The sequence below is a fragment of the Stenotrophomonas sp. STEN087 genome (genome assembly GCF_056759115.1).
Genome location: NZ_JBRRCR010000026.1, coordinates 1 through 24,187, shown reverse-complemented (window position 1 = coordinate 24,187; position 24,187 = coordinate 1). Strand labels below are relative to the sequence as shown.

25 protein-coding genes and 1 other RNA gene are annotated in these 24,187 nt (G+C 67.1%); 15 read left to right on the top strand and 11 right to left on the bottom strand.

The genetic code is table 11. The annotated features are described in order from the left end of the window. The first annotated feature begins 15 nt into the window (after nt 1-15). The 3 genes from ACVOK1_RS09265 to ACVOK1_RS09255 all read left to right on the top strand — a co-directional run bounded on the left by ACVOK1_RS09265 (nt 16) and on the right by ACVOK1_RS09255 (nt 2,582). Nucleotides 16-753: an SDR family oxidoreductase gene (locus tag ACVOK1_RS09265; protein WP_164074231.1), complete on the top strand. Its 738-nt coding sequence runs from the start codon at nt 16-18 to the stop codon at nt 751-753. Next, nucleotides 747-2,168 carry an efflux transporter outer membrane subunit gene (locus ACVOK1_RS09260; protein WP_481561837.1) on the top strand — a complete coding sequence of 474 codons (1,422 nt, stop codon included), beginning with the start codon at nt 747-749 and terminating at the stop codon, nt 2,166-2,168. Before ACVOK1_RS09265 ends, ACVOK1_RS09260 begins: the two co-directional genes overlap by 7 nt. A 150-nt stretch (nt 2,169-2,318) precedes the next feature. Continuing rightward, a complete protein-coding gene (locus tag ACVOK1_RS09255) occupies nt 2,319-2,582 on the top strand; it encodes a hypothetical protein (RefSeq protein ID WP_313053934.1) in 264 nt (87 codons plus the stop codon). A 16-nt stretch (nt 2,583-2,598) separates the two neighbouring features. On the opposite strand, the gene ACVOK1_RS09250 is transcribed toward ACVOK1_RS09255, so the two are convergent. Next, nucleotides 2,599-3,456: an endonuclease/exonuclease/phosphatase family protein gene (locus tag ACVOK1_RS09250; RefSeq protein ID WP_108768556.1), complete on the bottom strand. Its 858-nt coding sequence runs from the start codon at nt 3,454-3,456 to the stop codon at nt 2,599-2,601. Between the two features lie 129 nt (nt 3,457-3,585). Further along, nucleotides 3,586-3,825 carry a hypothetical protein gene (locus ACVOK1_RS09245; protein ID WP_406231913.1) on the bottom strand — a complete coding sequence of 80 codons (240 nt, stop codon included), beginning with the start codon at nt 3,823-3,825 and terminating at the stop codon, nt 3,586-3,588. 177 nt (nt 3,826-4,002) lie between these two features. Here ACVOK1_RS09245 and ACVOK1_RS09240 point away from each other — a divergent pair, with 177 nt between their 5' ends. After that, nucleotides 4,003-6,111, top strand: a complete 2,109-nt coding sequence (locus ACVOK1_RS09240) for a TonB-dependent receptor (protein ID WP_481561836.1) — start codon at nt 4,003-4,005, stop codon at nt 6,109-6,111. A 20-nt stretch (nt 6,112-6,131) separates the two neighbouring features. Here ACVOK1_RS09240 and ACVOK1_RS09235 read toward each other — a convergent pair whose 3' ends face one another. After that, the gene (locus tag ACVOK1_RS09235; protein ID WP_481561835.1) at nt 6,132-8,141 is read right to left on the bottom strand and encodes an esterase/lipase family protein; all 2,010 of its coding nucleotides are present in this window, start codon (nt 8,139-8,141) and stop codon (nt 6,132-6,134) included. Nucleotides 8,142-8,262: 121 nt separating this feature from the next. On the opposite strand from ACVOK1_RS09235, the gene ACVOK1_RS09230 reads away from it, so the two are divergent. Further along, entirely contained in the window at nt 8,263-8,724 is a 462-nt protein-coding gene (locus tag ACVOK1_RS09230) for a methyltransferase family protein (protein WP_481561833.1), read from the top strand. Between the two features lie 16 nt (nt 8,725-8,740). Here the strand turns inward: ACVOK1_RS09230 and ACVOK1_RS09225 are convergent, their stop codons facing one another. From ACVOK1_RS09225 to ssrA, 3 genes are all read right to left on the bottom strand, one after another. Further along, complete coding sequence (locus ACVOK1_RS09225) at nt 8,741-9,211, bottom strand: hypothetical protein (protein WP_481561832.1); 471 nt, start codon at nt 9,209-9,211, stop codon at nt 8,741-8,743. A 90-nt stretch (nt 9,212-9,301) separates the two neighbouring features. Continuing rightward, a complete protein-coding gene (locus ACVOK1_RS09220; RefSeq protein WP_481561831.1) occupies nt 9,302-9,676 on the bottom strand; it encodes an NINE protein in 375 nt (124 codons plus the stop codon). 154 nt (nt 9,677-9,830) lie between these two features. Then, nucleotides 9,831-10,223, bottom strand: a transfer-messenger RNA (tmRNA) gene (ssrA, locus tag ACVOK1_RS09215). 220 nt (nt 10,224-10,443) lie between these two features. Here ssrA and ACVOK1_RS09210 point away from each other — a divergent pair. Beyond that, nucleotides 10,444-11,016 (top strand): hypothetical protein, encoded by a 573-nt coding sequence (locus ACVOK1_RS09210; protein ID WP_079221547.1) that lies wholly within the window; start codon nt 10,444-10,446, stop codon nt 11,014-11,016. Between the two features lie 121 nt (nt 11,017-11,137). On the opposite strand, the gene smpB is transcribed toward ACVOK1_RS09210, so the two are convergent. Further along, nucleotides 11,138-11,641, bottom strand: coding sequence for an SsrA-binding protein SmpB (smpB, locus tag ACVOK1_RS09205; RefSeq protein WP_079221548.1), 504 nt, complete (start codon nt 11,639-11,641; stop codon nt 11,138-11,140). A gap of 57 nt (nt 11,642-11,698) precedes the next feature. Here smpB and ACVOK1_RS09200 point away from each other — a divergent pair, with 57 nt between their 5' ends. Together ACVOK1_RS09200 and ACVOK1_RS09195 are read left to right on the top strand one after the other, a co-directional pair. Continuing rightward, the gene (locus ACVOK1_RS09200) at nt 11,699-12,124 is read left to right on the top strand and encodes a type II toxin-antitoxin system RatA family toxin (protein WP_481561830.1); all 426 of its coding nucleotides are present in this window, start codon (nt 11,699-11,701) and stop codon (nt 12,122-12,124) included. A 3-nt stretch (nt 12,125-12,127) separates the two neighbouring features. Next, on the top strand, nt 12,128-12,385 hold the full coding sequence (locus tag ACVOK1_RS09195; RefSeq protein ID WP_200752787.1) for an RnfH family protein: 258 nt from the start codon (nt 12,128-12,130) through the stop codon (nt 12,383-12,385). A 36-nt stretch (nt 12,386-12,421) separates the two neighbouring features. Here the strand turns inward: ACVOK1_RS09195 and ACVOK1_RS09190 are convergent, their stop codons facing one another. Next, a complete protein-coding gene (locus ACVOK1_RS09190) occupies nt 12,422-12,811 on the bottom strand; it encodes an outer membrane protein assembly factor BamE (RefSeq protein ID WP_200752788.1) in 390 nt (129 codons plus the stop codon). A gap of 103 nt (nt 12,812-12,914) precedes the next feature. Here ACVOK1_RS09190 and fur point away from each other — a divergent pair, with 103 nt between their 5' ends. Both fur and ACVOK1_RS09180 read left to right on the top strand, forming a co-directional pair. Further along, nucleotides 12,915-13,322 carry a ferric iron uptake transcriptional regulator gene (gene fur, locus ACVOK1_RS09185; protein ID WP_005409235.1) on the top strand — a complete coding sequence of 136 codons (408 nt, stop codon included), beginning with the start codon at nt 12,915-12,917 and terminating at the stop codon, nt 13,320-13,322. A gap of 172 nt (nt 13,323-13,494) precedes the next feature. Beyond that, the gene (locus ACVOK1_RS09180; RefSeq protein WP_481561829.1) at nt 13,495-14,412 is read left to right on the top strand and encodes a LysR family transcriptional regulator; all 918 of its coding nucleotides are present in this window, start codon (nt 13,495-13,497) and stop codon (nt 14,410-14,412) included. A gap of 114 nt (nt 14,413-14,526) precedes the next feature. Here the strand turns inward: ACVOK1_RS09180 and recN are convergent, their stop codons facing one another. Continuing rightward, complete coding sequence (gene recN, locus ACVOK1_RS09175) at nt 14,527-16,203, bottom strand: DNA repair protein RecN (protein WP_108768566.1); 1,677 nt, start codon at nt 16,201-16,203, stop codon at nt 14,527-14,529. A gap of 114 nt (nt 16,204-16,317) precedes the next feature. Here recN and hrcA point away from each other — a divergent pair, with 114 nt between their 5' ends. The 4 genes from hrcA (at nt 16,318) to dnaJ (ending at nt 21,351) form a co-directional block, all read left to right on the top strand. Then, on the top strand, nt 16,318-17,382 hold the full coding sequence (gene hrcA / locus ACVOK1_RS09170; RefSeq protein ID WP_313053827.1) for a heat-inducible transcriptional repressor HrcA: 1,065 nt from the start codon (nt 16,318-16,320) through the stop codon (nt 17,380-17,382). A gap of 63 nt (nt 17,383-17,445) precedes the next feature. Then, the gene (gene grpE / locus ACVOK1_RS09165; protein WP_108768568.1) at nt 17,446-17,961 is read left to right on the top strand and encodes a nucleotide exchange factor GrpE; all 516 of its coding nucleotides are present in this window, start codon (nt 17,446-17,448) and stop codon (nt 17,959-17,961) included. Nucleotides 17,962-18,146: 185 nt separating this feature from the next. After that, on the top strand, nt 18,147-20,069 hold the full coding sequence (dnaK, locus tag ACVOK1_RS09160) for a molecular chaperone DnaK (RefSeq protein ID WP_481561828.1): 1,923 nt from the start codon (nt 18,147-18,149) through the stop codon (nt 20,067-20,069). 154 nt (nt 20,070-20,223) lie between these two features. Beyond that, the gene (dnaJ, locus tag ACVOK1_RS09155) at nt 20,224-21,351 is read left to right on the top strand and encodes a molecular chaperone DnaJ (protein ID WP_481561827.1); all 1,128 of its coding nucleotides are present in this window, start codon (nt 20,224-20,226) and stop codon (nt 21,349-21,351) included. Between the two features lie 64 nt (nt 21,352-21,415). On the opposite strand, the gene ACVOK1_RS09150 is transcribed toward dnaJ, so the two are convergent. After that, nucleotides 21,416-21,799: a hypothetical protein gene (locus ACVOK1_RS09150; RefSeq protein ID WP_481561826.1), complete on the bottom strand. Its 384-nt coding sequence runs from the start codon at nt 21,797-21,799 to the stop codon at nt 21,416-21,418. A gap of 144 nt (nt 21,800-21,943) precedes the next feature. Further along, nucleotides 21,944-22,741 carry an AraC family transcriptional regulator gene (locus tag ACVOK1_RS09145; RefSeq protein ID WP_406231890.1) on the bottom strand — a complete coding sequence of 266 codons (798 nt, stop codon included), beginning with the start codon at nt 22,739-22,741 and terminating at the stop codon, nt 21,944-21,946. Nucleotides 22,742-22,814: 73 nt separating this feature from the next. Here ACVOK1_RS09145 and ACVOK1_RS09140 point away from each other — a divergent pair, with 73 nt between their 5' ends. Continuing rightward, entirely contained in the window at nt 22,815-24,014 is a 1,200-nt protein-coding gene (locus tag ACVOK1_RS09140; protein ID WP_200752794.1) for an MFS transporter, read from the top strand. Nucleotides 24,015-24,187: the final 173 nt, after the last annotated feature.

Here is a 24,187-nt window from a genome sequence, read left to right as displayed (position 1 = left end):
CCAAGGCATGAATCCATGAACACCCATCAGAACAAGATCGCGCTGGTCACCGGCGCCACCCGTGGCATCGGCCTGGAAACCGTGCGCCAGCTGGCCCAGGCCGGCGTGCACACGCTGCTGGCCGGCCGCAAGCGCGAGACCGCGGTGGAGCAGGCGCTGCTGCTGCAGGGCGAAGGCCTGCCGGTGGAAGCCATCCAGCTGGACGTGACCGATGCCGCCAGCATCGCCGAGGCCGTCGAACAGGTGCGCCAGCGCCACGGCCGCCTGGACATCCTGGTCAACAACGCCGGCATCATGATCGAGAACCCGGCGCAGGCGCCGTCCGAGCAGTCGCTGGACACCTGGCACCGCACCTTCGACACCAACGTCTACGCGCTGGTCGCGGTCACCCAGGCCTTCCTGCCGCTGGTCAAGCAGGCCACGTCCGGCCGCATCGTCAACGTGTCCAGCGTGCTCGCTTCGCAGACCCTGCACGCCGACCCGAATTCGGACATCTACGATTTCAAGGTTCCGGCCTACAACGCCTCCAAGGCGGCGGTGAACAGCTGGACCCTGGCCCTGGCCTACGAGCTGCGCAACACCCCGATCAAGGTCAACACCGTGCACCCCGGCTACGTGAAGACCGACATGAACGGTGGCAACGGCGAAATCGAGATCAGCGAAGGCGCACGTTCCAGCGTGGAAATGGCACTGATCGGCGAAGCCGGCGCCAGCGGCAGCTTCACCTACCTGGGCGAGGTGCTGCCATGGTGATCCGCACGTTGGCGATGGCCATCTCCAGCCTGGTGCTGGCCGGGTGTGTCAGCGTCGGCCCCAACTACGCGGCCCCGGCACAGGAGCCGGTGGTCCTGCAGGGCGCACAGCAGGCGGTGTACAGCACCGCCTCGCCGGTGGCCAGCTGGTGGGCGCAGTTCGATGATCCGGTGCTGGAAGAACTGGTGCACGGCGCACTGTCGGACAACCTGGACCTGCGCGTGGCCGTGGCCCGCGTCAGCCAGGCCCGTGCGGTGTTCGTCGAGAGCCGCTTCGACCAGGCCCCGCACATTACCGCTGACGGCAGCTACGACCGCCGCAAGCAACCCGATCCGCAGCTGGGTGGGCAGCGGGTGTTCAGTGAAAGCTACCAGCTCGGCTTCGATGCGGGCTGGGAGCTGGATCTGTTCGGCCGCAAGCGCCGTGCTGCAGAGGCCGCACGCGCCGACCTCGGTGCCGAGCAGGCCAACCTGGCCGATGCGCAGGTGCTGGTCGCCGCCGAAGTGGCGCGCAACTACTTCGAGCTGCGTGGCACGCAGAAGCGCATCGCGGTGGCCCAGCACACGCTGGAAAACCTGCGCGATACGCAGAAGCTGACCGAGGCGCGCTGGGAACTGGGTGCCGGCAGCGAACTGGATGTGCAGAGCAGCCGCGCCCGCCTGAAGGCGATCGAGGCCGACATCCCGCTGCTGGAAGTGTCCGAGGCACAGTCGCGCAACCGCCTGGCGGTGCTGCTGGGCCAGCGCCCGGAAGTGCTGACCGCGATGCTGGCGCCGCAGGACGTGCCGGCGTTTGCCAAGGCACTGCCGCTGGGTGACACCCGCGAACTGCTGCGCCAGCGTGCCGACGTGCGCGTGGCCGAGCGTCGCCTCGCCGCCGCCACCGCGCGTGTCGGCGTGGCCACCGCCGATCTGTTCCCGCGGCTGTCGCTGTCCGGTTTCGTCGGCTTCCTCGGCGGCGATGCCAGCGGCCTGGTCAACGGCAACAACAAGGCCTGGTCGCTGACCCCGTCGCTGAGCTGGGCGGCGTTCGACTTCGGCACCGTGCGTGCACGCCTGCGTGCCAGCAAGGCCGAGGCCGAAGGCGTGGCCGCGCAGTACGAGCAGGCCGTGCTGCTGGCGCTGGAAGACACCGAGAACGCGCTGACCCGCTACTCCAAGCAGCAGGCGCGGCTGGCCATCGTGGTCGAGCAGGCGCAGGCCGCGCGGCGTGCCGAATCGCTGGCGCAGATCCGCTTCCGCGAGGGTTCGGAGGACTTCCTGACCCTGCTGGATGCGCAGCGCACGCAGCTGGCCGCTGACGATGCATTGGCCGCAGCCGAGGCCGAGGTCAACGTGAGTGTGGTCGGTGTCTACAAGGCACTGGGCGGCTGGGGGCAGTCGCCGCAGGCGCCGAGCGTGGCGCAGGTGCAGTAACCGCAGGGTTGCGGTACCCACGAAGGGACGGATGCGCAGGCATCCGTCCCTTTGTTGTATCTGGCCCGCTGCCGTCATGACGCTTCTGACTCTGCCGAAGCGCTGGCCCGCCGTAGTAACTAATAGGGCAGGTTCCAAGGAGCGGCGGCAATGAGTGACGACAAGCAATCGACGCAGCGGGTGCTGTTCGGCGATCCCGGCCTGCCTGGCGCAGGCCTGTCCGTAGTGGTGGTGGCGCTGCTGGTGCTGGCCGCGTTGGCAGTGGCCATCGGCTTCCTGCGCCTGCCCGATGCGATGCTCGGGCCAGGCCTGGTCGGCATCGGCCTGTTCCTGGCCATCGCCGCACGCATCTGCCAGGCGCGCGACCAGCATCAGGCGCTGTATCGCCTGCTGGGAAGGCGGCCACCGCCGTAGCGATGGCCGCACGTGCTCAGGGCTTCGGCCAGTCCAGTTCGACCACCAGCGGGAAGTGGTCCGACGGCAGCACGCCGCCGATGCGACGGTCGTCGGTGGTGAAGCTGCGTGCATGGAAGCCACGCACCAGCACCCAGTCCAGCTGCACGGTGGCCTTGCCGGTGAAATCGTGGAAGGTCTCGCGCGGGCCCTTCGGCGCCTTCACCTGGGTGCGGGTGTCCTGCAGCACGCGGGTGAACGCCTTGTAGGTCTCGCTGCCTGGCTCGGTGTTGAAATCACCGGTCAGCACCACTGGCAAGTCGGCGGGAAGCGTCTGCAGGCGCTTGGCGATCAGCTCGGCACCCTTGATCCGGCGCGGCTCGTCCTCGTCGCGGTAGGGCAGATGGGTGTCCATGAAGTAGAAGCGACGGCCATCGTCCAGGCGGCGGAACAGTGCCCAGGTGACCATGCGCGGGTACAGGTTGCCCCAGGTGATGCTGCCCGGCACGTCCGGCGTATCGGACAGCCAGAAGTTGCCCGACTCCTCGATGGCCAGCACCTTGGTGTCGTAGAACACGCCCATGTGTTCGTCGCCGTCGCCACCGCGGCGGCCTTCGCCGAACCAGCGGTAGCCGGGCAGGTGGGCGGCCAGGTAGGTGGCCTGTTCCTGCACCAGTTCCTGGGTGCCGACCACGGCCGGGTGCGCATCGAGGATGACCTTGACCATCACGTCGCGACGGTCGTCCCAGCGCTTGCCGGGTTCGGTATCGGCCGGGGTGCGTACGTTGAAGGACATCACCTTCAGCGGAGCGGGCGGTTGGGCTGCCCAGGCAGCGGCAGGCAGAGCAAGAGCCAGCAGCGCGCACAGTGCGGGCCGGCGAAGACGCGACAACATCGTGGAATCCCTCCATCCCATGAAAACGGTTTCACGGAGCATGCCATGGAACGGGAGGAGGAGGTGTGCCGGGATGGGCGGCTGGATCGAGGCCGGGCGGCTGGAACCGCCCGGCGGACTGCACAGTGGTCAGTTGGCCGGGATGTACCAGGTGCCGTTCTGGTCGATCCAATACTCCGAAGTCGTGATCGAGCCATCGGGCCACGTGTGGGTGACCGTGCAGTGCTGATGCACCGTTCTGTTGTCGATCCTGACCGGTACGCACTGGGTGGTCGACGTTCCCGGCAGGCCAGCGGCGGAAACCCCTGCCGGGGAAAGGGCTGCTGCGGCCAACATCAGTGCGGCCAGCGAAGCCAGTTGCAGTTTCATAAGCGTCATCCTTGCTTTCTGCAATCGCGCACATGCGCCTCTGCGATGTAGCACGGCGCCCGCTGGATGGGTAGTCGCAGAGCAGCATGGATTTGACGCATTTCGACACGTCGGGAAAGATACGCCCCTGTTCCGGGCCAGCCATATCGCCACGCCCTCCCCCCAAGAGGAGTTCACGTGCTGAGATATTCGCGGCTGACGGTCGCCATTTCGTTGCTGGTCTGTGCCCACGCCCACGCCGAGCAGGCCCCGCCCGAGGCGCAGACGCTCGACAAGGTCATCGTGACCGCCTCGCGTACCGGGCAGGACGCCGCCACCGCGCCGCAGACGGTGGTCATCATCGGCAAGGAACAGATCGAGCAGCAGCTGCGCCTCAGCAGCAATTCGTCCGATGTGCTGTCCAGCCTGCTGCCGTCGTACACGCCCAGCCGCGGCAAGATGAACGGTAGCGGCGAGACCCTGCGCGGTCGCACGCCGCTGATCCTGGTCGATGGCATTCCGCAGTCGAACCCGCTGCGACCCACCGGTCGCGAAGCGCATACGATCGATTACGCGCTGGTCGAGCGCATCGAAGTCATCCAGGGCGCCAACGCCATGAACGGCCTGGGCGCCACCGGCGGCACCATCAACCTCATCACCCGGCGACCGGAACCGGGTGCGGTCAACCAGCACCTGGGCGTGCAGACCACGCTGCCGACGTCCGAGGTGCGCGGTGAAACCACCGGCTATCGCGCCGATTACCGCATCAGCGGCAGCAAGGGCAAGTGGGATTACCTGCTCGGCGCCGGTTATGAAGACCAGGGCCTGTGGGTGGACGGCGAGGGCACGCCGATCGGCGTGGACGTCACCCAGGGCGACCTGATGTCGACCCGTGCCTATGACCTGCACGCCAAGCTGGGCTACTGGATCGACGACAACCAGGAGCTGCAGTTCAGCAGCAACCGCTACCGCATCAAGTCCAAGGCCGAGTACGTGCCGGTGGCCGGCAACCGCGACCTGGGCATCGCCACGACGTCGGTGCGCGGCACGCCGCCGGGCACGCCGGCCTGGAACGATGCCTGGACCACAGGCCTCAGCTACACCCACCACGACCTGGCGGGCATGGAGCTGAAGGCGATGGTGTTCAACCAGGAATTTGAAGGCCTGTTCGGTGCGGACAACTCGTCCACCTTCCAGGACCCGCTGATCGCACCGGTCGGGACGTTGTATGACCAGTCGCGCTCGACCGCCTCGAAGTGGGGCTCCAAGACGAGCCTTGGTCGCGATGACCTGCTCGGCGGCGACCTGAAGATCACTGCCGGCGTGGACACGCTGCGCGACAGTGGCAAGCAGGATCTGTACGGCACCGGCCGCACCTACGTGCCCGATTCGCGCTACAGCAGCGTGGCCGGCTTCGTGCAGGCCGACTACGGACTGCTGCCGCAGCTGACCGTGCAGGGCGGCTGGCGCCGCGAAGAGGCCGACCTTCGCATCGACAGCTACACCACGCTGTACCGCTACAACCGCGTGGCGGTGCAGGGCGGCAAGCTGAAGTTCCAGCAGAACCTGCGCAACATCGGCCTGGTGTACGCGCCGACCGAGCGCTTCAACACCTTCGCCAGCTATTCCGAAGGGTTCGGCATGCCCGACGTCGGCCGCGTGCTGCGCTCGATCAACACGCCGGGTACCAACGTGGAATCGCTGCGTTCGCTGCAGCCGCTGCTGACCCGCAACAGCGAGATCGGCGTGCGCTACCGCTCGCCGTCGTGGGAAGCCGAGGCCAGTGCGTTCCAGTCTCGCTCCGAGTACGGCACGCGCGTCATCGCAGTCGACGGCGCGTTCCAGCTCGCCCGCGAAAAGACCGCCATCGAAGGCCTGGATGCAAGCGTGCGTTATCGTCTGAATGATGCGCACCGCCTGGGCCTGTCCTACGCCTGGACCCGTGGCCGCTATGACAGCAACGCTGATGGCCGGCTCGATGCGCGCCTGGATGGCCTGAACATCGCACCGAACCGCGTCATCGCCACCTGGTCGGCGCAGTGGACGCCGGAGCTGTCCACCTTCGTGCAGGGGCAGTACGCCTTCAGCCGCAACTTCGACGAAGCCGCCAAGGAATTCAGCGGCTACGCGCTGTTCGATCTCGGCGTGGACTACCGGCTTGCCAAGGGCAAGGTGAACCTGGGCATCGCCAACCTGTTCGACCGGCAGTACATCACCTATTACTCGCAGAGCGCGCTGATCGAACCAGCGCGGTATTTCGCCGGGCGTGGGCGGACGGTGACGCTGGGTTACAGCCTGGATTTCTGAGGCACGCCGCGCGGGCAGGATTACTTCTGCCCGCCATCATGCGCCTGCATGTCCTCATGCAGGATGCGCCGCAGTTCGACGATCGCCGGCGTGGCTTCCTGCACGCTGTGTCCGGACACGATCACCTTTTCCGACACCGCGTTGGGCAGGTGCGAGCTCCAGTACGGCACAAGCCCGTCGTTGGTCTTTTCCAGCGGGCCGTCGGCGCTGGCGCGCGCGATGATCGAGTGGTAGCGCACGCGCGGTGACATCGGCAGGTCGGCCACCGCCTTCACGAACGGATCGTCCTTGTCCAGGTTCTGGATGCTGTTCATCTGGTAGCCGTGCTTGCCATCGTCGCGGTCGACGTGGCCATCGTTGGCGGCGCTGGCCACGTCTTCCAGCACGGTCAGCGGCAGCCGCACCAGGCGGCCGATCCAGCGGCCCACGCGGGTGCCGGCCACGTCGGTGCCGCGGTGCGGGGTGGCGATGAACACCACCCGCGAGATTTCCGGTTCGGGCTGGAAGGTCAGCAGCGGCGGACCCTTGGTGCGCAGCAGTTCGCGCTGTGCCGGGCTCAGCTGCGTGGTCGCCAGCAGCGTGTCCACCAGATGGTCGCCGGACGAAGACACCATCAGCCGCGAGATCACCCCGCCCATGCTGTGCCCGACCACGACCATGTCATGCGAGGCCACCGCCTTGCCGCTGGGATCGTAGTGCTTCATCACATCCTCGAGCGTGTGCCGGATCGCATCGTGGCTGAGCGCGATCGGCATGTTGGTCGGGTAGTAGAACTGCCAGACCTGGAAATCGCGCCGGATCTCATCGTCGCGCATCAGCTCGTTGGCCACGTTCACCCAGGCCTCGGGGCTGCTGGCCAGGCCATGGATCATCAGCAGCACGCGGCGGTCCGGATCGTAGGGCTGCATCATGAACAGATGCGGCCGGTCGATGCCGCCCTTGCCGCCGAACAGCGAGCGCAGCGACTGCCGGCTGAAGTTGGAGCGGGCCAGCCACAGCGCGTAACCGGCGGTGAAGTTGGCTGCCAGCGGCACCTGCTCGCCATGCAGCTGCACCTGCGCGATCTGGTACGGATCGTGGATCTCCAGCTCCGGCTCGTCGTCGTGCAGCATCTCCCACAGATTGGCGCCGGAAAAACGCAGTAGGACCGTCATCGAGGGCGAGGGCATCTCGCTCCAGCTGCGCTCGGGTGGCGCGGCCTGCGTCCCGGGTTGGTCGGCGTTGGCGGCAGCAGCCAGGCCGGTCGTGGCCGGGTCGGCCATCACCGCCACCAGTTCGGCGCCGAAGCCATCGCGGCGGTGCACGCTGCGCAGGGTGCCGGTGAAGGACATCGAGGCGGCGGCCACCAGTTCGATCGGCTCGCGCGTGTCCTGCGCGGCACCTTCATCGGGCGGCGCCAGCACGAAGGTCCATCGGCCCAGCTGCAGGCGGCTCCTGTCGTTGCCGGCCTGGTGGCTGGAATACGCATCGAACAGCATCACCGCGGCTTCCTGCACGGCCAGGTTGTAGTAGTCGCGCACCTGGGTCTGGCGGTCTTCAAAGCCGCGCTGGTTGGCCGTGCGCTCGGTGAAAAACAGATACGCATAGGCCTGCCGCGCGACGTGCATCCACGCATCAAGTCGCGGCTGGAAGCCGGCGTCGGCCACCCGCATCGCCGGCGTGGTTTCGCGCTTGGCCTTGGGCACGGGCAGGGCCATCGCCTGCTGCAGCCACAGTTCGGCCAGCGCCGAGCGCTTGTCCTCCTCGCGCACCACGATGCTCGCTTCCATCGCCTCGATGCACGACGGGCCGGGCTTGGCGCAGGCGGTTTCATCCAGGCCGGCCACCCGCAGCGTTTCGGTGGTCGCCGCGCTCAGCCTGCCACTGGTGAGGATGTCGCCGCGCTTCAGCGCGATGTACTGGCCCGGAGTGACCGAGGCCACCTGCACCGATGGGCCGAACTGGCGCAGCGTGGCGCAGCCGCTCAGCAGGAGCAGCACGGTGATGATGAGGGTCGTGTGGCGGATGACGCCGAAGCCCGTGGTTGCCATGCGATCCTCCAGCGCGGTGGCGCCACTCTAGCGGCCGGGGTGTCAACGCGGAAGCACGTGGCTAAACGCGCGCTGGACGGACTGTGGCACCATCGCCGGCAGGGCATTTCAGGGAATGACGATGCACCTGCTGGAAACGCGGATTCCGCCGCCGCTGGTGATGCTGCTGTGCGGGGTGCTGGGCTATGCGCTGGCCTGCGCCTGGCCGTGGCCGGCGCTGCCGGTGCCGGTGCCGGGCTGGGCTGCGGTGGCGGTGATGCTGGCGGGGCTGATGCTGAATCTGCTACCGAAGCTGGCTTTCCGCCGCGCACGGACGACGGTCAATCCGCTGCGCCCGGCCGCCGCCACGGCGCTGGTGACCGGCGGCATCTACCGCCACACGCGCAACCCGATGTACCTGGGGCAGGCGCTGGTGCTGCTGGGCGGAATGCTGTGGCTGGGCAGTGCCGCAGCCCTGCTGGTGGTGCCGCTGTTTGTCGGCTGGATCACCCGCTTCCAGATCCTGCCGGAGGAGCGGGTACTGTCTGCCCGGTTCGGCGCCGACTATGCCGCCTTCCGGCGCGACGTGCGGCGCTGGCTGTAGGGCAGGGCGCCTGCGCTCAGCCGGCGATCTGGCAGGTCACCGACGCCGAGTAACCCTCGTAATCATCGGCGGCGCCGACATGCAGGGTGTGCTTTGCGTCCACCTTGCGGATGTACGAGGGCGCTTCGGTCTCCGCGTCTTCATTGACCGTGGTGACCGACAGCTGGCGGCCCACCTGCGGGGCAGCCACGTCCTTCAGATAGACATGCAGGCTCTTGCTGCCGCCCGGGGCGATGTCGACGCTGGCGCTGTCCACGGTGCCGGCGAACAGGGCGACCTTGCCGCCTTGGACCTCGAACACGCCGCCCCGCAGGTGCGTCAGGCCGGCAGACTGCAGCGCTTTTTCAGCTTGGGCCTGGGTGAAGTCCGAGCCGGCCTTGCAGGCCAGCAGGGCTTCCAAGGCGGCAGTGCCCTTGTCCGACGGCGCCGCGGCGAGGGCGGTGCTGGTGGTCAGCACGAGGAGCAGGGCGGTGATCTGGCGTTTCATGGCAGGTCCTTCTGGCGTTCGGGGCCGTGGTCGGGCACGGATCGAGTGTGGGCCAGCCCGCAGGCGTTTGCACGGGCCGAAGCGCGGAACTCAGACCATGCGCACGCCGGCGGCGTCGGTATCGACAGTGATGATCTCGATCAGCGCCCACACGCCGGTGATGAACAGGCCGATGAACAGCCAGCCCAGCAGCAGGGTGATGACCAGCTGGGCCACGGCACGGCCGTGGTAGCCGGCGTAGAAGTTGTGGATGCCCAGCCCGCCGAGGAACAGGCCCAGCAGGACGTAGGCGACGCGGGCACGCGCCACCGGTTGCGGTTGTGCGTAAGGGGCGGCATACACCGGTGCCGCATGCAGCGGCGGCGGGGTCGGGCGGGTGGCGCCGATCGGGGCGCCGCAGCCGACGCAACTGGCGGCCTTGTCACTGACTTCGCGGCCACACTCCATGCAACTCACCAACGCCATCGTTCTGTTCCCTGTGCTCGGCGGGAGATCCGCCGGTCCTAAGCGACATTATCGGCGGTATCGGGCGAAATGCGGCCGTAGAACAGGCAACAAAAAAGCCGGACCCCAATCGACGGGAGTGTCCGGCTTCTCGTGCCCCGAAGGGCGGTACAGATGGTGGAGGTGGGCGGAATTGAACCGCCGTCCGAAGGCACTCCATCCCCAGCACTACATGCTTAGCTCACCGTTGAATCTCATCCCCGAGCAGCACGGTGTGCAAAGCGCACCCGGGAACCAGCCTGTTTTGTTCTAGTGCCGGACTGACAGGCAGCCGCCCAGCGCGATTCCATGATAATGACTCTACGCTGCGAGCATGGACACAAGCAGTTTCGAGGCTCCGCCTAAGTCGGCAGAAGGTCACGCACCGCAGTTTTTAGGCTGCGAGAGCGACCGGAGCGTAGTTGTCGTCGTTGGCAACTAGAGTTTTGCAGCTGGATTTACGAGGACAGCTACCCCCTCGGCATGCGCCAGGCGACTTCACAACCCCCGTCGAAACCAATGCACCCCCGGTTTCTTCAAGTTCTGCAAGGTACTAGGCCAAGTGCGTGTTGCCACGTGCCGGGCCTGCCCAACGGTTGCAATGCTACGGCAAAACAGCTGAACAGTCACCTTGGCAATCCGCAACAAGTTGTAGAGCCGTTGTCATAGCGGATTGCTAACTTCATTGGCACGATTTTGCGACACACTGGCGGCCAACATCCGAGCCAGGAACGACACGGAGACCCCGGGTGACTGACACCATCCAACAACGCAGCCTGCGACAGCTGATCGGGCCGGTAGGCGCCGACTACCGCCGACGCGCGTTGCCGCCCGGCTGGGTCTGGGCGGTGCTGGCCGCGATCGTCACGGCGGCCTGCCTGACCGCGCTGCCGGCGACGGCGGCGGTGTTCCTGGTGGCCAGCGCGGTGGTGGTGTACTGGCCGCGACGCGACCAGGCCCTCGTGCCGGGCTGGCGCATGCTGGCCCTGGCCGTGCTGGCCGTGATGGTCTGGGGCCCGGACGTGATCGCGCTGTGGTTCGAGCACGGGGCGGCGGTTGCCCTGCTGACCTTGGCCTCGTTGAGCATCCTGACCCACGTCCGCCGCAGCTGGGCGTTGTCGCAGCAGCTGCAGCACCAGGCCGATGCGCTGGATGACCAGCAGCTGCTGGCCCTGTTGCCTGACGATGCGGCCCAGCTGGCAAAGCAGTGGCGGGCCGGCGATGACCGGCATGCGCCGGAGCTGGCGGTGGTGATGCACCTGGCGGTGATGCATGCGGCGCTGGCGCCGCGGATGCGCGGGCAGGGCATGCTGGCGGGCTGATCGCCCGCCTATCTGTAGAGCCGAGCCAATGCTCGGCTGTCCCGCGAACGGTAGAGCCGAGCCCATGCTCGGCTGTCCCAAAAAAACCAAGTCGAGCATGGCTCGACTCTACATACGGCTGTTACGCGTCGCGGTTTCCGCGACGCATCACGCGCTGCTTCTCGATCGCCCAGTCACGGTCCTTGGCGGCATCGCGCTTGTCGTGCGTCTGCTTGCCCTTGGCCAGCGCCACTTCCAGCTTGATCTTGTTCTTGCTCCAGTACATGGCCGTGGGCACGATCGTGTAGCCATCGCGCTCGACCTTGCCGACCAGCTTGTCGATCTCGTTCCGGTGCAGCAGCAGCTTGCGCTCGCGCCGGTCGTTGGCCACCACGTGGGTGGAGGCCTGGATCAACGGGGTGATCTGCGCGCCGATCAGGAAGATCTCGCCCTGCTTCACGTAGGCGTAGGCGTCGATGATGTTGCCGCGCCCGGCGCGGATCGACTTCACCTCCCAGCCCTGCAGGGCCAAGCCTGCCTCGAAGCGTTCCTCGATGTGGTACTCGTGGCGGGCACGCTTGTTCAACGCGATGGTTTTGTTGGCCGTCGCGTTCTTTGCTTTATCCTTGCCGCTGTTCTTGCTCATTTCCGTATTGTCTCCGATTCGGGCCCGCCCGGTCGATTGCCGAAACGCGCCGTCTTTATGCCTACTATCCGCCGCAGCGCCCTGGTCGAACACTCGGCCGCGCGCATGTTCGACCTGGTCAACGACGTCCAGGCCTATCCGCGCCGCTTCCGCTGGTGCTCGGATGCCCGCGTCCTGGAACAGGGCGAGGACCGCCTGGTCGCCCGCCTGGATCTGGGCCTGGGTTCGTTCAGCACCTGGTTCCAGACCGAAAACACCCTGCAGCGCCCGCACAGCATCGATATGCAGCTGCGCGACGGCCCGTTCAAGCAGCTGCACGGCCGCTGGGAATTCCATGCCCTGGCCGAGGATGCCTGCAAGGTCACCCTGACCCTGGAGTTCGAGCCGAAATCCCGCCTGCTCGCGCCGGCGCTGGCGATCGGTTTCCAGGGCCTGGCCGACCGCATGGTCAACGACTTCGTCCGCGTTGCCGACGAGTGCTGAGCGATGATCGAGGTCGAGGTGGTGCTGGCCTGGCCGCAGCAGGTGCTGTCACGCCGGCTGCAGCTGCCGGAAGGCGCGACCGTGGCCGAGGCCATTGCCGCCGCCGGTCTCGAAGGCAGTGCCGACTGTCCGGCCGCCGCCGTGCATGGCGTGCTGGCACGCCCGCAGCAGGCGCTGCTGGATGGCGATCGGGTGGAGCTGCTGCGGCCTCTGCAGGCCGATCCCAAGGAAAACCGCCGGCGTCGCGCGCGCGGCGATTGATTCCAGGGTCCCGCCCCGAGGGGCGGGCTGAAGGGCTCAGCGGCTCTTCTTCTTGTCCTTGGCCAGGTTGCGGCCGAACTGGCGGACCGTCTGCTGGGCCAGGGCCTTGTCGTTGGCCGGGAAGTAGTCGCCTTCCCAACGGGTGACGGTGTCGTTCTCGAAGTACACGGTGAAGTTCTTCACTTCGGTACGGCCGAGACGGTCGATCCGCTGGCTGGCGGTGTAGTCCCAGCGCTGGGCGTGGAACGGGTCCGGCACGGACGGGGTGCCCAGCAGGGCGTTCACCTGCTGCTTGCTCTGCCCGACCTGCAGCTTGGACACGGCATCTTCCCGGATCAGGTTGCCCTGATAGATGGGTTGCTTGTAGATGATGCCGCACCCGGTGGTGGACAGGGCGACGGCGGCGACCAACAGAAGATTGCGCATCGGTACTGGCGGTTGGGGAAATCAAACCGATGATACACTCCCGGCGTGCCACCGCGACCCAATCCGAGGCAGCTGGCGCTAAATCGCCAATGAACGGAGACCTATGGAAACCCACGACCTGCGTAAAGTCGGCCTGAAGGTGACCCATCCGCGGATGCGGATCCTGGCGCTGCTCGAGCAGCGCAATGCCCAGCACCACATGACCGCCGAAGACATCTACCGCCAGCTCCTGGAGCACGGCGATGAAATCGGCCTGGCCACGGTGTATCGGGTGCTGACCCAGTTCGAGGCCGCCGGCCTGGTGCTGAAGCACAACTTCGAAGGCGGCCAGGCCGTCTACGAGCTGGACCGCGGCGGCCACCACGACCACATGGTCGATGTGGACAGCGGCAAGATCATCGAGTTCGAAAGCCACGAGATCGAGGAGCTGCAGCGCAAGATCGCCGCAGACCACGGCTACGAGCTGGAAGAGCACTCGCTGGTGCTGTACGTGCGCAAGAAGCGCAAGTAAGGCGCTGCAGCCAGCTGCGGATGTACGAAGACCCCGGGCCTGCCCGGGGTTTTTCGTTTCTGGGGTCAGAGCCCTTTGCTGGCGCAAAGGGATCCGACCCCGGCCGACCCCACGGGGTCACCTGTGAACTAGAATGCGGATGGACAATCATCTGTGAATTGGATTCACTGGCATGGCGCGACCCGACATCAACCGATCCGGCGAACTGGAAGTGTTCGTGCGGGTGATCGAGACCGGCGGCTTCTCCGCTGCCGCGCGCTCGCTGGACATGACGCCTTCGGCGGTCAGCAAGCTGGTGGCGCGGCTGGAGCAGCGTCTGGGTACGCGTCTGCTGCAGCGTTCCACCCGCCAGCTGCAGCTGACCCCGGAAGGCTGCGCCTTCTACGAGCGCGGTCTGCGCGTGCTGGCCGACCTGGAGGAGGCCGAGCGCTGCGCAGGCGCCCACGCCGAGCCGCGCGGGCGCCTGCGGGTCAATTCCAACGTGCCCTTCGGCCAGCACTTCCTGCTGCCGCTGCTGCCCGCGTTCCTGCAGCAGAACCCGCAGGTGGGCGTGGACCTGACCCTGAACGACGAGGTGATCGATCTGCTGGAGCAGCGCACCGACGTGGCCGTGCGCGCCGGGCCGCTGAAGAGTTCCAGCCTCGTGGCGCGGCGCCTGGGCTCGACCCGGATGATGATCGTGGCGGCGCCGGCCTATGCGCAGCGCCATGGCCTGCCGCACACCGCCGAGGCGCTGCAGGCGCACAACCGGCTGGATATCGGCCATGCGCGGGCGATGCAGGGCTGGCCGGTGCTGCAGGATGGGCGCGAGCGGATGGTGCTGCCCAGCGGCAATGCCCGCGCCAGCAATGGCGATGCGCTGCGCCAGCTGGTGCTGGGTGGGCTGGGCATGGCACGGCTGGCGGCGTTCCAGGTGCAGGCTGACATTGCGGCGGGGCGTTTGCTGCCGGTGCTGGAGGAGGCCAACCCGGGTGACCTGGAAGAGGTGCACGCGGTGTTCCTGGGGCAGGGGGGATACCTGCCGCTGCGGGTGCGCGCGTTCCTCGACTTCCTGGTGGAGCACGTGGATCTGGCGCGCCCGCTGGGGTGACGCCCGGCCGCTGGCCGGGAGGACAGTTGCCGGCCAGCGGCCGGCACTACCGGATGCCCGTCCACGCGTGAACGGCACCATCTGTAGATCCACGCCATGCGTGGATGACGGCGGTCAGTCCAGCGAGCTCGACGCGACCAGCAGCTTGCGGGCCGCGGCGCGTGCTTCCTTGCTCACTTCCACGCCACCCAGCATGCGTGCCAGTTCTTCCTCGCGCGCCTTGGTGTCCAGCTTCTCCACCGCGCTCTGGGTCATGCCTTCCACCGGGGCCTTGCTGACCCGGTAATGGGCGTGGCCCTTGGAGGCGACCTGCGGCAGGTGGGTGACGCACAGCACCTGGCGCTTCTCGCCGAGGGCACGCAGCTTTTGCCCGACGATGTCGGCCACCGCGCCGCCGATGCCCGAGTCGACTTCGTCGAACACCATGGTCGGCACCGCATCCAGGTCCAGCGCGGCCACTTCGATGGCCAGCGAGATACGCGACAGTTCACCGCCGGAGGCGACCTTGCGCAGCGCCCGCGGCGGCTGGCCGGCATTGGCTGCCACCAGGAACTCGACGCGCTCGGCGCCCTGCGGGTCGGGCTTGCCGCTGTCCTGTGCTTCCAGCTCGATCAGGAACTGGCCACCTCCCATGCCCAGCTCGGCGATGATGCCGGTGGTGGTGGCGGACAGCTCGGCAGCGGCCTTGCGGCGGCTGGCACTGAGCACCTCGGCCTGCACGCGCCAGGCGGCAGCGGCCTTCTCGATTTCACCGGCCAGGCGCTGCAGGCGCTCGTCGGCACCGCGCAGCTGTTCCACTTCGGCATGCATGCGTTCGCGCTGCGCGCCCAGCTCGTCCATCGGCACGCGGTGCTTGCGGGCCAGGTCGTGCAGGCGGCCGAGGCGGCGCTCGTTTTCTTCGAACTGTTCCGGGTCGGCATCGAGGTCGTCGTGCACGCGGTCCAGCAGCGACAGGGCTTCGTGCAGCTGGATCGAGGCGTTCTCGATCAGGCCGTCCACTTCGCCCAGGCGCGGGTCGTGTTCGATCAGGCGCGACAGTTCGTGGCGTACCTGCTGCAGCAGGTCCATGGCCGAGCTGCCGTCGTCGCCGTTGAGCTGGTTGCTGGCCGCCTGGCAGGCGCTCAGCAGGGCGCTGGCGTGGGCCTGGCGGCGGTGGCTGGCACCCAGCGCGACAATCGACTCGGGTTCCAGGTCCTCGCGGTCCAGCTCGCGCAGCTGGTGCTCAAGGAAGCCGATGCGGTCGGAAACGTCGCCCTGTTGCGACAGGGCCAGCGACTCGTCGACCAGGGTCTGCCAGGCCGCAGCGGCGCGGCGCACCTGGCGGCGCTCGTCCTCGTTGCGGGCATAGGCATCGAGCAGGGCCAGCTGCGACGGGCGTGTCAGCAGGGCCTGCTGCTCGTGCTGGCCATGGATTTCCACCAGTCGCCCGGCCAGATCGGCCAGCTGCGCCAGGGTCACCGGGCGGCCGTTGATCCACGAGCGCGAGCCGCCATCGGCGCGGATCACCCGACGCAGCTGGCACTGGTCCTCGTCGTCCAGCTCGTTGTCGGCCAGCCACTGGCGCGCGGCCTGCAGCTGGTCCAGGGCGAACTCGGCCGAGAGCTCGGCACGGGCGGCGCCATGGCGGACCACGCCGCTGTCGGCGCGCAGGCCGGACAGGAAGCCGAGCGCGTCGACCATAAGCGACTTGCCGGCGCCGGTCTCGCCGGAAACGACGGTCATGCCCGGCCCGAACTCCAGTTCGGTGGCGCGGACGACGGCGAAATCCTTGATCGAAAGATGTCTGAGCATGGGTACAGGGGTGTCTGAGCCGCGCAACGCTAGCACGCGCGGCGGGGTGGTCCAATGACTTGCCAAGGCGACGCACCGCCATTATCTAGTGTCCGTGTCTCACAGGTTGATTCCATGCACGGTTCCGCTGACCAGCTTGCCCCGCGTGCGCGCCATCTGCTGCGCACGCTGATCGCGCGTTACATCCAGGACGGTGAGCCGGTGGGCTCGCAGACGCTGGCGCGCGTGGCGGGCCTGGAGGTCAGCCCGGCCACCATCCGCAACATCCTGGGCGACCTGGAGGACCTGGGCCTGCTGGCCTCGCCACATACCTCGGCCGGGCGCATCCCGACCGCGCATGGCTACCGGGTGTTCGTCGACAGCCTGCTGCAGATGCAGCCGCCGGGCGAGGGCGAGCTGGCCCGCCTGCGCCATGAGCTGGCCGGTGGCGGCAGCACCCAGGCCCTGCTCGGCAGTGCCTCGGAGCTGCTGTCGGCGATGAGCCACTTCGTCGGCGTGGTCAGCGCGCCGCGGCGCGAGCAGTTCGCCTTCCGCCAGATCGATTTCGTGGCACTGGACGGGCGCCGGGTGCTGGCGATCCTGGTGTTTGCCGACAACGAGGTACAGAACCGGGTCATCGAGACCCGCAAGGGCTTCGAGCCGGGCCAGCTGGAACAGGTGGCCAACTACCTCAATGCGCATTTCGCCGGCCTGCCGCTGGCCGAGATCCGCACCCGCCTGCTGCTGGAGCTGCGCGACGCCCGTTCCGAGCTGGAGCAGCTGCTGGCGCACAGCATCGAGCTGGCCGAGCAGGCCCTGCAGCCGCCGGCCGACGACATGCTGGTGGCCGGGCAGACCCGGTTGATGGGGGTGCAGGACCTGTCCGACCTGGAGCGCCTGCGCGAGCTGTTCGAGCTGTTCTCCAGCAAGCGCGAGATCCTGCAGCTGCTGGAGCGGACCATCCAGGCCCCGGGCGTGCGCATCTTCATCGGCGAAGAGACCGGGATGATGCCGCTGCAGGGAGTCTCGCTGGTCACCGCGCCCTATACCGCCAACGGCCAGGTGCTGGGCGTGCTGGGGGTGATCGGGCCCAAGCGGATGGCCTACGACCGGGTGATTCCGCTGGTCCAGGCCACCGCGGACGTGCTCGGGGCGGCCTTTTCGCCCCCGGGACGCGGTCCGGGGCCGGCTGACGCTTGAAACGCAGCATCCCGCCCACACTAGGGTGGGTGGAGGCGGAGAGTGACCGCCAGGGACCCAGACATGAACCAAGAACATCCAGATATCGAATCCCAGCAGAGCGCCGCCGATGCGGCCGCTGCCGCAGGCACCCATGACGAACTGGAGCGCCTGCGCGCCGAGGTCGAGCAGGTCAAGGCCGATGCGCTGCGTGAGCGCGCCGACCTGGAGAACCAGCGCAAGCGCGTGGCCCGTGACATCGAACAGGCCCGCAAGTTCGCCAACGAGAAGCTGCTGGGCGAGCTGCTGCCGGTGTTTGACAGCCTGGATGCCGGCCTGAAGGCCGCCGGCGACGACGCCAACCCGCTGCGCGAGGGGCTGGAAATGACCTACAAGCAGCTGCTGAAGGTCGCCGCCGACAACGGCCTGGTCCTGCTGGACCCGACCGGCCAGGCATTCAACCCGGAACACCACCAGGCCATCAGCCAGGTGCCGGCCCCCGGCGCCGCCCCAGGCAGCGTGGTGACCGTGTTCCAGAAGGGCTACCTGCTCAACGAGCGCCTGCTGCGGCCGGCGCTGGTGGTCGTGGCCGCCGATTGACGCGCCGGGCCGGCAACGGCCCATCGCCGTCAGGTAGCGCCGGGCCCGGCCCGGCGTACCTTGAACCGTTGAACACAGCGTTCGGGTGATGGCTTGAATGTTCCACGAGCCTCCCCCACATCCCATTCATCCACCGGCCGACCGGCCGGACTGACACCAACAAGCATTCTTCAGGAGTCTCCCCCATGGGCAAGATCATTGGTATCGACCTCGGCACCACCAACTCGTGCGTGGCGATCATGGACGGCGGCAAGGCCCGCGTCATCGAGAATTCGGAAGGCGATCGCACCACCCCGTCGATCGTCGCCTACACCAAGGACGGCGAAGTCCTGGTCGGCGCCTCGGCCAAGCGCCAGGCCGTCACCAACCCCAAGAACACCTTCTACGCGGTGAAGCGCCTGATCGGCCGCAAGTTCACCGACGCCGAAGTGCAGAAGGACATCGCCCACGTCCCGTACAGCATCCTGGCCCATGACAATGGCGACGCCTGGGTGTCGACCAGCGATGCCAAGAAGATGGCGCCGCAGGAAATCTCGGCCAAGGTGCTGGAAAAGATGAAGAAGACCGCCGAGGACTTCCTCGGTGAGAAGGTCACCGAAGCGGTCATCACCGTGCCGGCCTACTTCAACGACAGCCAGCGCCAGGCGACCAAGGACGCCGGCCGCATCGCCGGCCTGGACGTCAAGCGCATCATCAACGAGCCGACCGCGGCCGCGCTGGCCTATGGCCTGGACAAGGGCGACAACAAGGATCGCAAGATCGTGGTGTACGACCTGGGCGGCGGCACCTTCGACGTCTCGGTGATCGAGATCGCCAACGTCGACGGTGAGAAGCAGTTCGAAGTGCTGGCCACCAACGGCGACACCTTCCTGGGCGGCGAAGATTTCGACAACCGCGTCATCGAGTACCTGGTTGAAGAGTTCAACAAGGACCAGGGCATCGACCTGCGCAAGGATCCGCTGGCCCTGCAGCGCCTGAAGGACGCCGCCGAGCGCGCCAAGATCGAGCTGTCCAGCGCCCAGCAGACCGAAGTGAACCTGCCGTACGTCACCGCTGACGCGTCGGGTCCGAAGCACCTGAACATCAAGCTGACCCGCGCCAAGCTGGAATCGCTGGTCGACGAGCTGATCAAGAAGTCGATCGAGCCGTGCCGCGTCGCCCTGAACGATGCCGGCCTGCGTTCGAGCGACATCAGCGAAGTGATCCTGGTCGGTGGCCAGACCCGCATGCCGAAGGTGCAGCAGGCGGTGACCGAGTTCTTCGGCAAGGAACCGCGCAAGGACGTCAACCCGGACGAAGCCGTGGCACTGGGTGCCGCGATCCAGGGTGGCGTGCTGGGCGGCGACGTCAAGGACGTGCTGCTGCTGGACGTGACCCCGCTGTCGCTGGGCATCGAAACCATGGGTGGCGTGTTCACCAAGATCATCGAGAAGAACACCACCATCCCGACCAAGGCTTCGCAGGTGTTCTCCACCGCCGAGGACAACCAGTCGGCCGTGACCGTGCACGTGCTGCAGGGTGAGCGCGAACAGGCCCGCTTCAACAAGTCGCTGGCCAAGTTCGACCTGTCCGGCATCGAGCCGGCCCCGCGCGGCCTGCCGCAGGTGGAAGTGTCCTTCGACATCGACGCCAACGGCATCCTGCACGTGTCGGCCAAGGACAAGAAGACCAACAAGGAACAGAAGGTCGAGATCAAGGCCGGTTCGGGTCTGTCCGAGGAAGAGATCGCACGCATGGTCGCCGACGCGGAAGCCAACCGCGAAGAAGACAAGAAGTTCCAGGAACTGGTGCAGGCCCGTAACCAGGCCGATGCCCTGATCCACGGCACCCGCAGCGCCATCACCGAGCACGGCAGCAAGGTCGGCGGCGATGTCATCGGCAAGGTCGAGGCGGCTCTGGCCGACCTGGAAACCGCGATGAAGGGCGACGACAAGGCACAGATCGAAGCCAAGTCGAAGGTGCTGGAAGAAGCCGGCCAGGCGCTGTTCGCCGCCGCTTCGGCCGACCAGGGCAGTGCCCCGGGTGCCGACGCCGGCAACGCAGGCAAGGCGCAGGATGACGTGGTGGACGCCGAGTTCACCGAAGTCAAGGACGACAAGAAGTCCTGATCCGGACCGACACGGGACGCTGGCCGCCAGCGTCCCGTTGTCGTACCAGGGTCCTGACCGCCCACCGGCGTGTCGGGGCGCCCGACGCAAGAGCGGACCTGGTTCCGCTCTTCCGCTTTGACGAATCCCGACTTTCCGGAATGCGATCCACGATATGAGCAAGCGCGATTACTACGAAGTGCTGGGCGTTGCCCGCACCGCCACCGACGAAGAGCTGAAGAAGGCCTACCGTCGCTGCGCGATGAAGTTCCACCCGGACCGCAACCCGGGTGATGCGGCGGCCGAAGCCTCCTTCAAGGAGTGCAAGGAAGCCTACGAAACGCTGTCCGACGGCAACAAGCGCCGCATGTACGATGCCCACGGCCACGCCGCGTTCGAGCACGGCATGGGCGGTGGCGGCGGTCCGGGCGGCCCGGACATGAACGATATCTTCGGCGATATCTTCGGCAACATCTTTGGTGGCGGCGGTGGCGGTCAGCGCCAGGCCCGTCGCGGTGCCGACATCGGCTACGTGATGGAGCTGGACCTGGAAGAGGCCGTGCGCGGCGTCGAGCGCCGGATCGAGATCCCGACCCTGGCCGAGTGCGGCGACTGCGATGGCACTGGCTCCGAAGACGGCAAGGTCGAGACCTGCAACGTCTGCCATGGCCGCGGCCAGGTGCGCATCCAGCGCGGCATCTTCGCGATGCAGCAGGCCTGCCACAACTGCAACGGCCGTGGCCAGATCATCGCCAAGCCCTGCAAGACCTGCCACGGCAACGGCCGCATCGAGGAAGACAAGGTGCTGTCGGTGAAGGTGCCGGCCGGCGTCGATACCGGCGACCGCATCCGCCTGCAGGGCGAAGGCGAGGCCGGCCCCGCCGGTACGCCGCCGGGCGACCTGTACGTGGAAGTGCGCGTGCGCGAGCACCACATCTTCCAGCGCGATGGCGATGACCTGCACTGCGAAGTGCCGATCCGCATCTCGCAGGCCGCGCTGGGCGACACCGTGCGCGTGGCCACCCTCGGCGGCGAAGCGGAAATCCGCATCCCGGCCGAGACCCAGACCGGCAAGCTGTTCCGCCTGCGCGGCAAGGGCGTGCGTTCGGTGCGCAGCCGCAGCGAAGGCGACCTCTACTGCCGCGTAGTGGTGGAAACCCCGGTGAACCTGACCAACGACCAGCGCAAGCTGCTCGAGCAGTTCGAAGCCACCTTCGTCGGCGAGGAAGCGCGCAAGCATTCGCCGAAGTCGGCCACCTTCATGGATGGCGTGAAGGGCTTCTGGGACCGCATGACGTCCTGAGCTCTTGAACGGAAACGTAGAACGGTAGCGCCGGGCCATGCCCGGCGTTTTCGTTTGTGGGCGGCTACCAGATTTCCCAGTCGGCAGTGCCGTGGATGCGGCGGCCCTGGAACAGCAACGTCCCGCGATCACCCACGACGTCCAGCTCGAACCAGGGCTGGCCATCGCGCTTCCGTGGACGGACGTAGAACCGTTTCTGGTCCCGGTTCATTTCGACGTAGTACGGATTACGTGGCGGCGCCTTGTCCGCCTTTCCCGTCCAGGTGGCGTGAATGTAGCCATCGTCGCTGCGTCCGTGGATCTCAAGAGTGAAGTAGAACCCGTCTTTCTGTTCGTCCGAGTAAAAGCTGAACTGTGTGCCGGATGCCTGCGCGGGCAGACTGATGGCGGCCAGCGCCAGTACTACGGCAACAGCGAATCCTGATGCGACGATCCATGCCTTGTTCATGGCGGTCTCCTTTCCGGGGAGACCATCGGAACATGCACCTGCGCGGCAGAACCGCGACGACGTGCGCGGTTTCCGGCCGAAGGGCAAAAGTCCTACCCGGATACGGCAGTAGATCCACGCCATGCGTGGATGTTGCTCAAGGAATCAGCGGAAGAACGCCGCCGGCGTCTGCCCCAGCTGCCGCTTGAACATGCTGGTGAACGCGCTGGGGCTGTCATAGCCCATCGCCAGCGCCACATCGATCACCTTTTCGCCCACGGCCAGGCGTTCCATCGCCGCCAGCAGCCGGGCCTGTTGCCGCCACTGGCCGAAGGTCATGCCGAGTTCGCTGGCGAAGTGGCGCTGGATGGTTTTCACGTCCACCGCCAGGGCTTCGGCCCAGTCCTGCAGCGTGGCCTCGTCGCCGGGATGCTTCTGGATGTGCTGGCAGATGCGCTGCAGGCGTGGATCGACCGGCGTCGGCAGGTGCAGGGGCAGCACGTCCATGCGGTGCAGTTCATCCAGCAGCAGGCGCACCACGCGGCCATCGCGGCTGTCGTCCTCGTGCTCGCCCGCGATGAGGGTCGCTGCATGCAGCAGTTCGCGCAGCAGCGGCGCAACCTGCACCGCGAAGGCCTCGGTGGCCAACTGCGGGGCAAACGCCGGGTCGATGTACAGGCTGCGCATGTGCACATCGGCGATGCAGTCCACCGCGTGGGCCATGCCGGCTGGCATCCAGATGGCGCGGGTGGAAGGCACCACCCAGCGGCCGACTTCCGAACGCACGACCATCAGCCCGGACATGGCATAGACCAGCTGGTGACGGCGATGGCGGTGCGGCGATACCCGGGTGCCGGCCGGGTAATCCTTGACCCGGCAGGTCACCGGCCGGTGGCCGGGCACCTCGTTCCAGGGCGCGGATTCCCGGATCGAGCAGGGAGTGTCCTTTTTGCGATATGGCATGACCAGAACGCGGCGGAAGGGAGGGGGAGGGCACCGTAGCATGCAGGGCTCGCCCCCAACCTGACTGCGCACCATGTCCAGCCTGGCTACACCCGCCCCCACCGTCCGCAGCTCGACCCGCGGCGTGCTGGCGGCGATTTCCACCTCCCACATGGTCAACGACATGATGCAGTCGCTGATCCTGGCCATCTATCCGGTGATCAAGGGAGGTTTCAACCTCAGCTTCACCCAGATCGGTCTGATCACGCTGACCTACCAGCTGACCGCCTCGATCTTCCAGCCGCTGGTCGGCCTGGTCACTGACCGCAAGCCGGCGCCGTATTCGCTGCCGATCGGCATGGCCTCGACCCTGTGCGGCATGCTGCTGCTCGGCTTCGCGCCGAACTACGCGATGGTGCTGCTGGCCGCGGCCATGGTCGGCATCGGCTCGGCCATCTTCCACCCGGAAGCCTCGCGCATCGCGCGGCTGGCCTCCGGCGGCCGCCACGGGCTTGCCCAGTCGGTGTTCCAGGTCGGCGGCAACTTCGGCACTGCCCTGGGCCCGCTGATCGCCGCCGCGGTGATCGTGCCGTATGGCCAGCACGCCGCCTCGTGGTTTGCCGGCGCCGCGCTGATCGGCATTGCCCTGCTGACCTATGTCAGCCGTTGGTATGCGCTGCATCTGGGCGCCCCGCGCCCGGTCGGGCAGGCCACGGTCGCCCCGCGTCATCCGACCCGCACCGTGGCCCGGGTGATGGCGATCCTGCTGGTGCTGATCTTCAGCAAGTACTTCTACATGGCCAGCATCGGCAGCTACTTCACCTTCTACCTGATCCACCACTTCGGCATTCCGGTGGCGCAGGCGCAGCTGCACCTGTTCGCGTTCCTGGTGGCGTCGGCGGCCGGTGGTTTCCTTGGTGGCCCGCTGGGCGACCGCATCGGCCGCAAGCCGATCATCTGGACCTCGATCCTGGGCGTGGCGCCGTTTGCACTGGCGCTGCCGCATGCGGATCTGTTCTGGACGACGGTGCTGGCGGTGCTGATCGGCTTCGTACTGTCGTCGGCGTTCTCGGCCATCGTGGTGTATGCGCAGGAGATGATGCCGCACCGCATCGGCATGGTGTCGGGGTTGTTCTTCGGCTTCGCGTTCGGCATGGGTGGGCTGGGTGCGGCGGTGCTGGGTCTGCTGGCTGACAAGACCAGCATCGAGTACGTGTACCAGCTGACCGCGTTCCTGCCGCTGCTGGGCATCATCGCGGCCTGGCTGCCGCCGTCGCGTCCTGCTGCTCACTGAGGAGTTTGGGTTTGCAGGGCTTGCAGCCCTGCACCTGCTTCAAACCACGGCAACGTCAACTTCAAAAGCTGGCTTTCCGTGGGTTGGCGGGGTGGGTCCGGTTGAGGGGGACGCTGCAAGTACGTCCATGTAAGCTCGGTCGCCGCATCCATGCGGCTCACGCCCCCTCAACC

Coding starts and splice junctions, on each gene's coding strand:
- ACVOK1_RS09265 (WP_164074231.1), top strand. CDS start 16: ATGAACACCCATCAGAACAAGATCGCGCTGGTCACCGGCGCCACCCGT.
- ACVOK1_RS09260 (WP_481561837.1), top strand. CDS start 747: ATGGTGATCCGCACGTTGGCGATGGCCATCTCCAGCCTGGTGCTGGCC.
- ACVOK1_RS09255 (WP_313053934.1), top strand. CDS start 2,319: ATGAGTGACGACAAGCAATCGACGCAGCGGGTGCTGTTCGGCGATCCC.
- ACVOK1_RS09250 (WP_108768556.1), bottom strand. CDS start 3,456: ATGTTGTCGCGTCTTCGCCGGCCCGCACTGTGCGCGCTGCTGGCTCTT.
- ACVOK1_RS09245 (WP_406231913.1), bottom strand. CDS start 3,825: ATGAAACTGCAACTGGCTTCGCTGGCCGCACTGATGTTGGCCGCAGCA.
- ACVOK1_RS09235 (WP_481561835.1), bottom strand. CDS start 8,141: ATGGCAACCACGGGCTTCGGCGTCATCCGCCACACGACCCTCATCATC.
- ACVOK1_RS09230 (WP_481561833.1), top strand. CDS start 8,263: ATGCACCTGCTGGAAACGCGGATTCCGCCGCCGCTGGTGATGCTGCTG.
- ACVOK1_RS09225 (WP_481561832.1), bottom strand. CDS start 9,211: ATGAAACGCCAGATCACCGCCCTGCTCCTCGTGCTGACCACCAGCACC.
- ACVOK1_RS09220 (WP_481561831.1), bottom strand. CDS start 9,676: ATGGCGTTGGTGAGTTGCATGGAGTGTGGCCGCGAAGTCAGTGACAAG.
- smpB (WP_079221548.1), bottom strand. CDS start 11,641: ATGAGCAAGAACAGCGGCAAGGATAAAGCAAAGAACGCGACGGCCAAC.
- ACVOK1_RS09200 (WP_481561830.1), top strand. CDS start 11,699: ATGCCTACTATCCGCCGCAGCGCCCTGGTCGAACACTCGGCCGCGCGC.
- ACVOK1_RS09195 (WP_200752787.1), top strand. CDS start 12,128: ATGATCGAGGTCGAGGTGGTGCTGGCCTGGCCGCAGCAGGTGCTGTCA.
- ACVOK1_RS09190 (WP_200752788.1), bottom strand. CDS start 12,811: ATGCGCAATCTTCTGTTGGTCGCCGCCGTCGCCCTGTCCACCACCGGG.
- fur (WP_005409235.1), top strand. CDS start 12,915: ATGGAAACCCACGACCTGCGTAAAGTCGGCCTGAAGGTGACCCATCCG.
- ACVOK1_RS09180 (WP_481561829.1), top strand. CDS start 13,495: ATGGCGCGACCCGACATCAACCGATCCGGCGAACTGGAAGTGTTCGTG.
- recN (WP_108768566.1), bottom strand. CDS start 16,203: ATGCTCAGACATCTTTCGATCAAGGATTTCGCCGTCGTCCGCGCCACC.
- hrcA (WP_313053827.1), top strand. CDS start 16,318: ATGCACGGTTCCGCTGACCAGCTTGCCCCGCGTGCGCGCCATCTGCTG.
- grpE (WP_108768568.1), top strand. CDS start 17,446: ATGAACCAAGAACATCCAGATATCGAATCCCAGCAGAGCGCCGCCGAT.
- dnaK (WP_481561828.1), top strand. CDS start 18,147: ATGGGCAAGATCATTGGTATCGACCTCGGCACCACCAACTCGTGCGTG.
- dnaJ (WP_481561827.1), top strand. CDS start 20,224: ATGAGCAAGCGCGATTACTACGAAGTGCTGGGCGTTGCCCGCACCGCC.
- ACVOK1_RS09150 (WP_481561826.1), bottom strand. CDS start 21,799: ATGAACAAGGCATGGATCGTCGCATCAGGATTCGCTGTTGCCGTAGTA.
- ACVOK1_RS09145 (WP_406231890.1), bottom strand. CDS start 22,741: ATGCCATATCGCAAAAAGGACACTCCCTGCTCGATCCGGGAATCCGCG.
- ACVOK1_RS09140 (WP_200752794.1), top strand. CDS start 22,815: ATGTCCAGCCTGGCTACACCCGCCCCCACCGTCCGCAGCTCGACCCGC.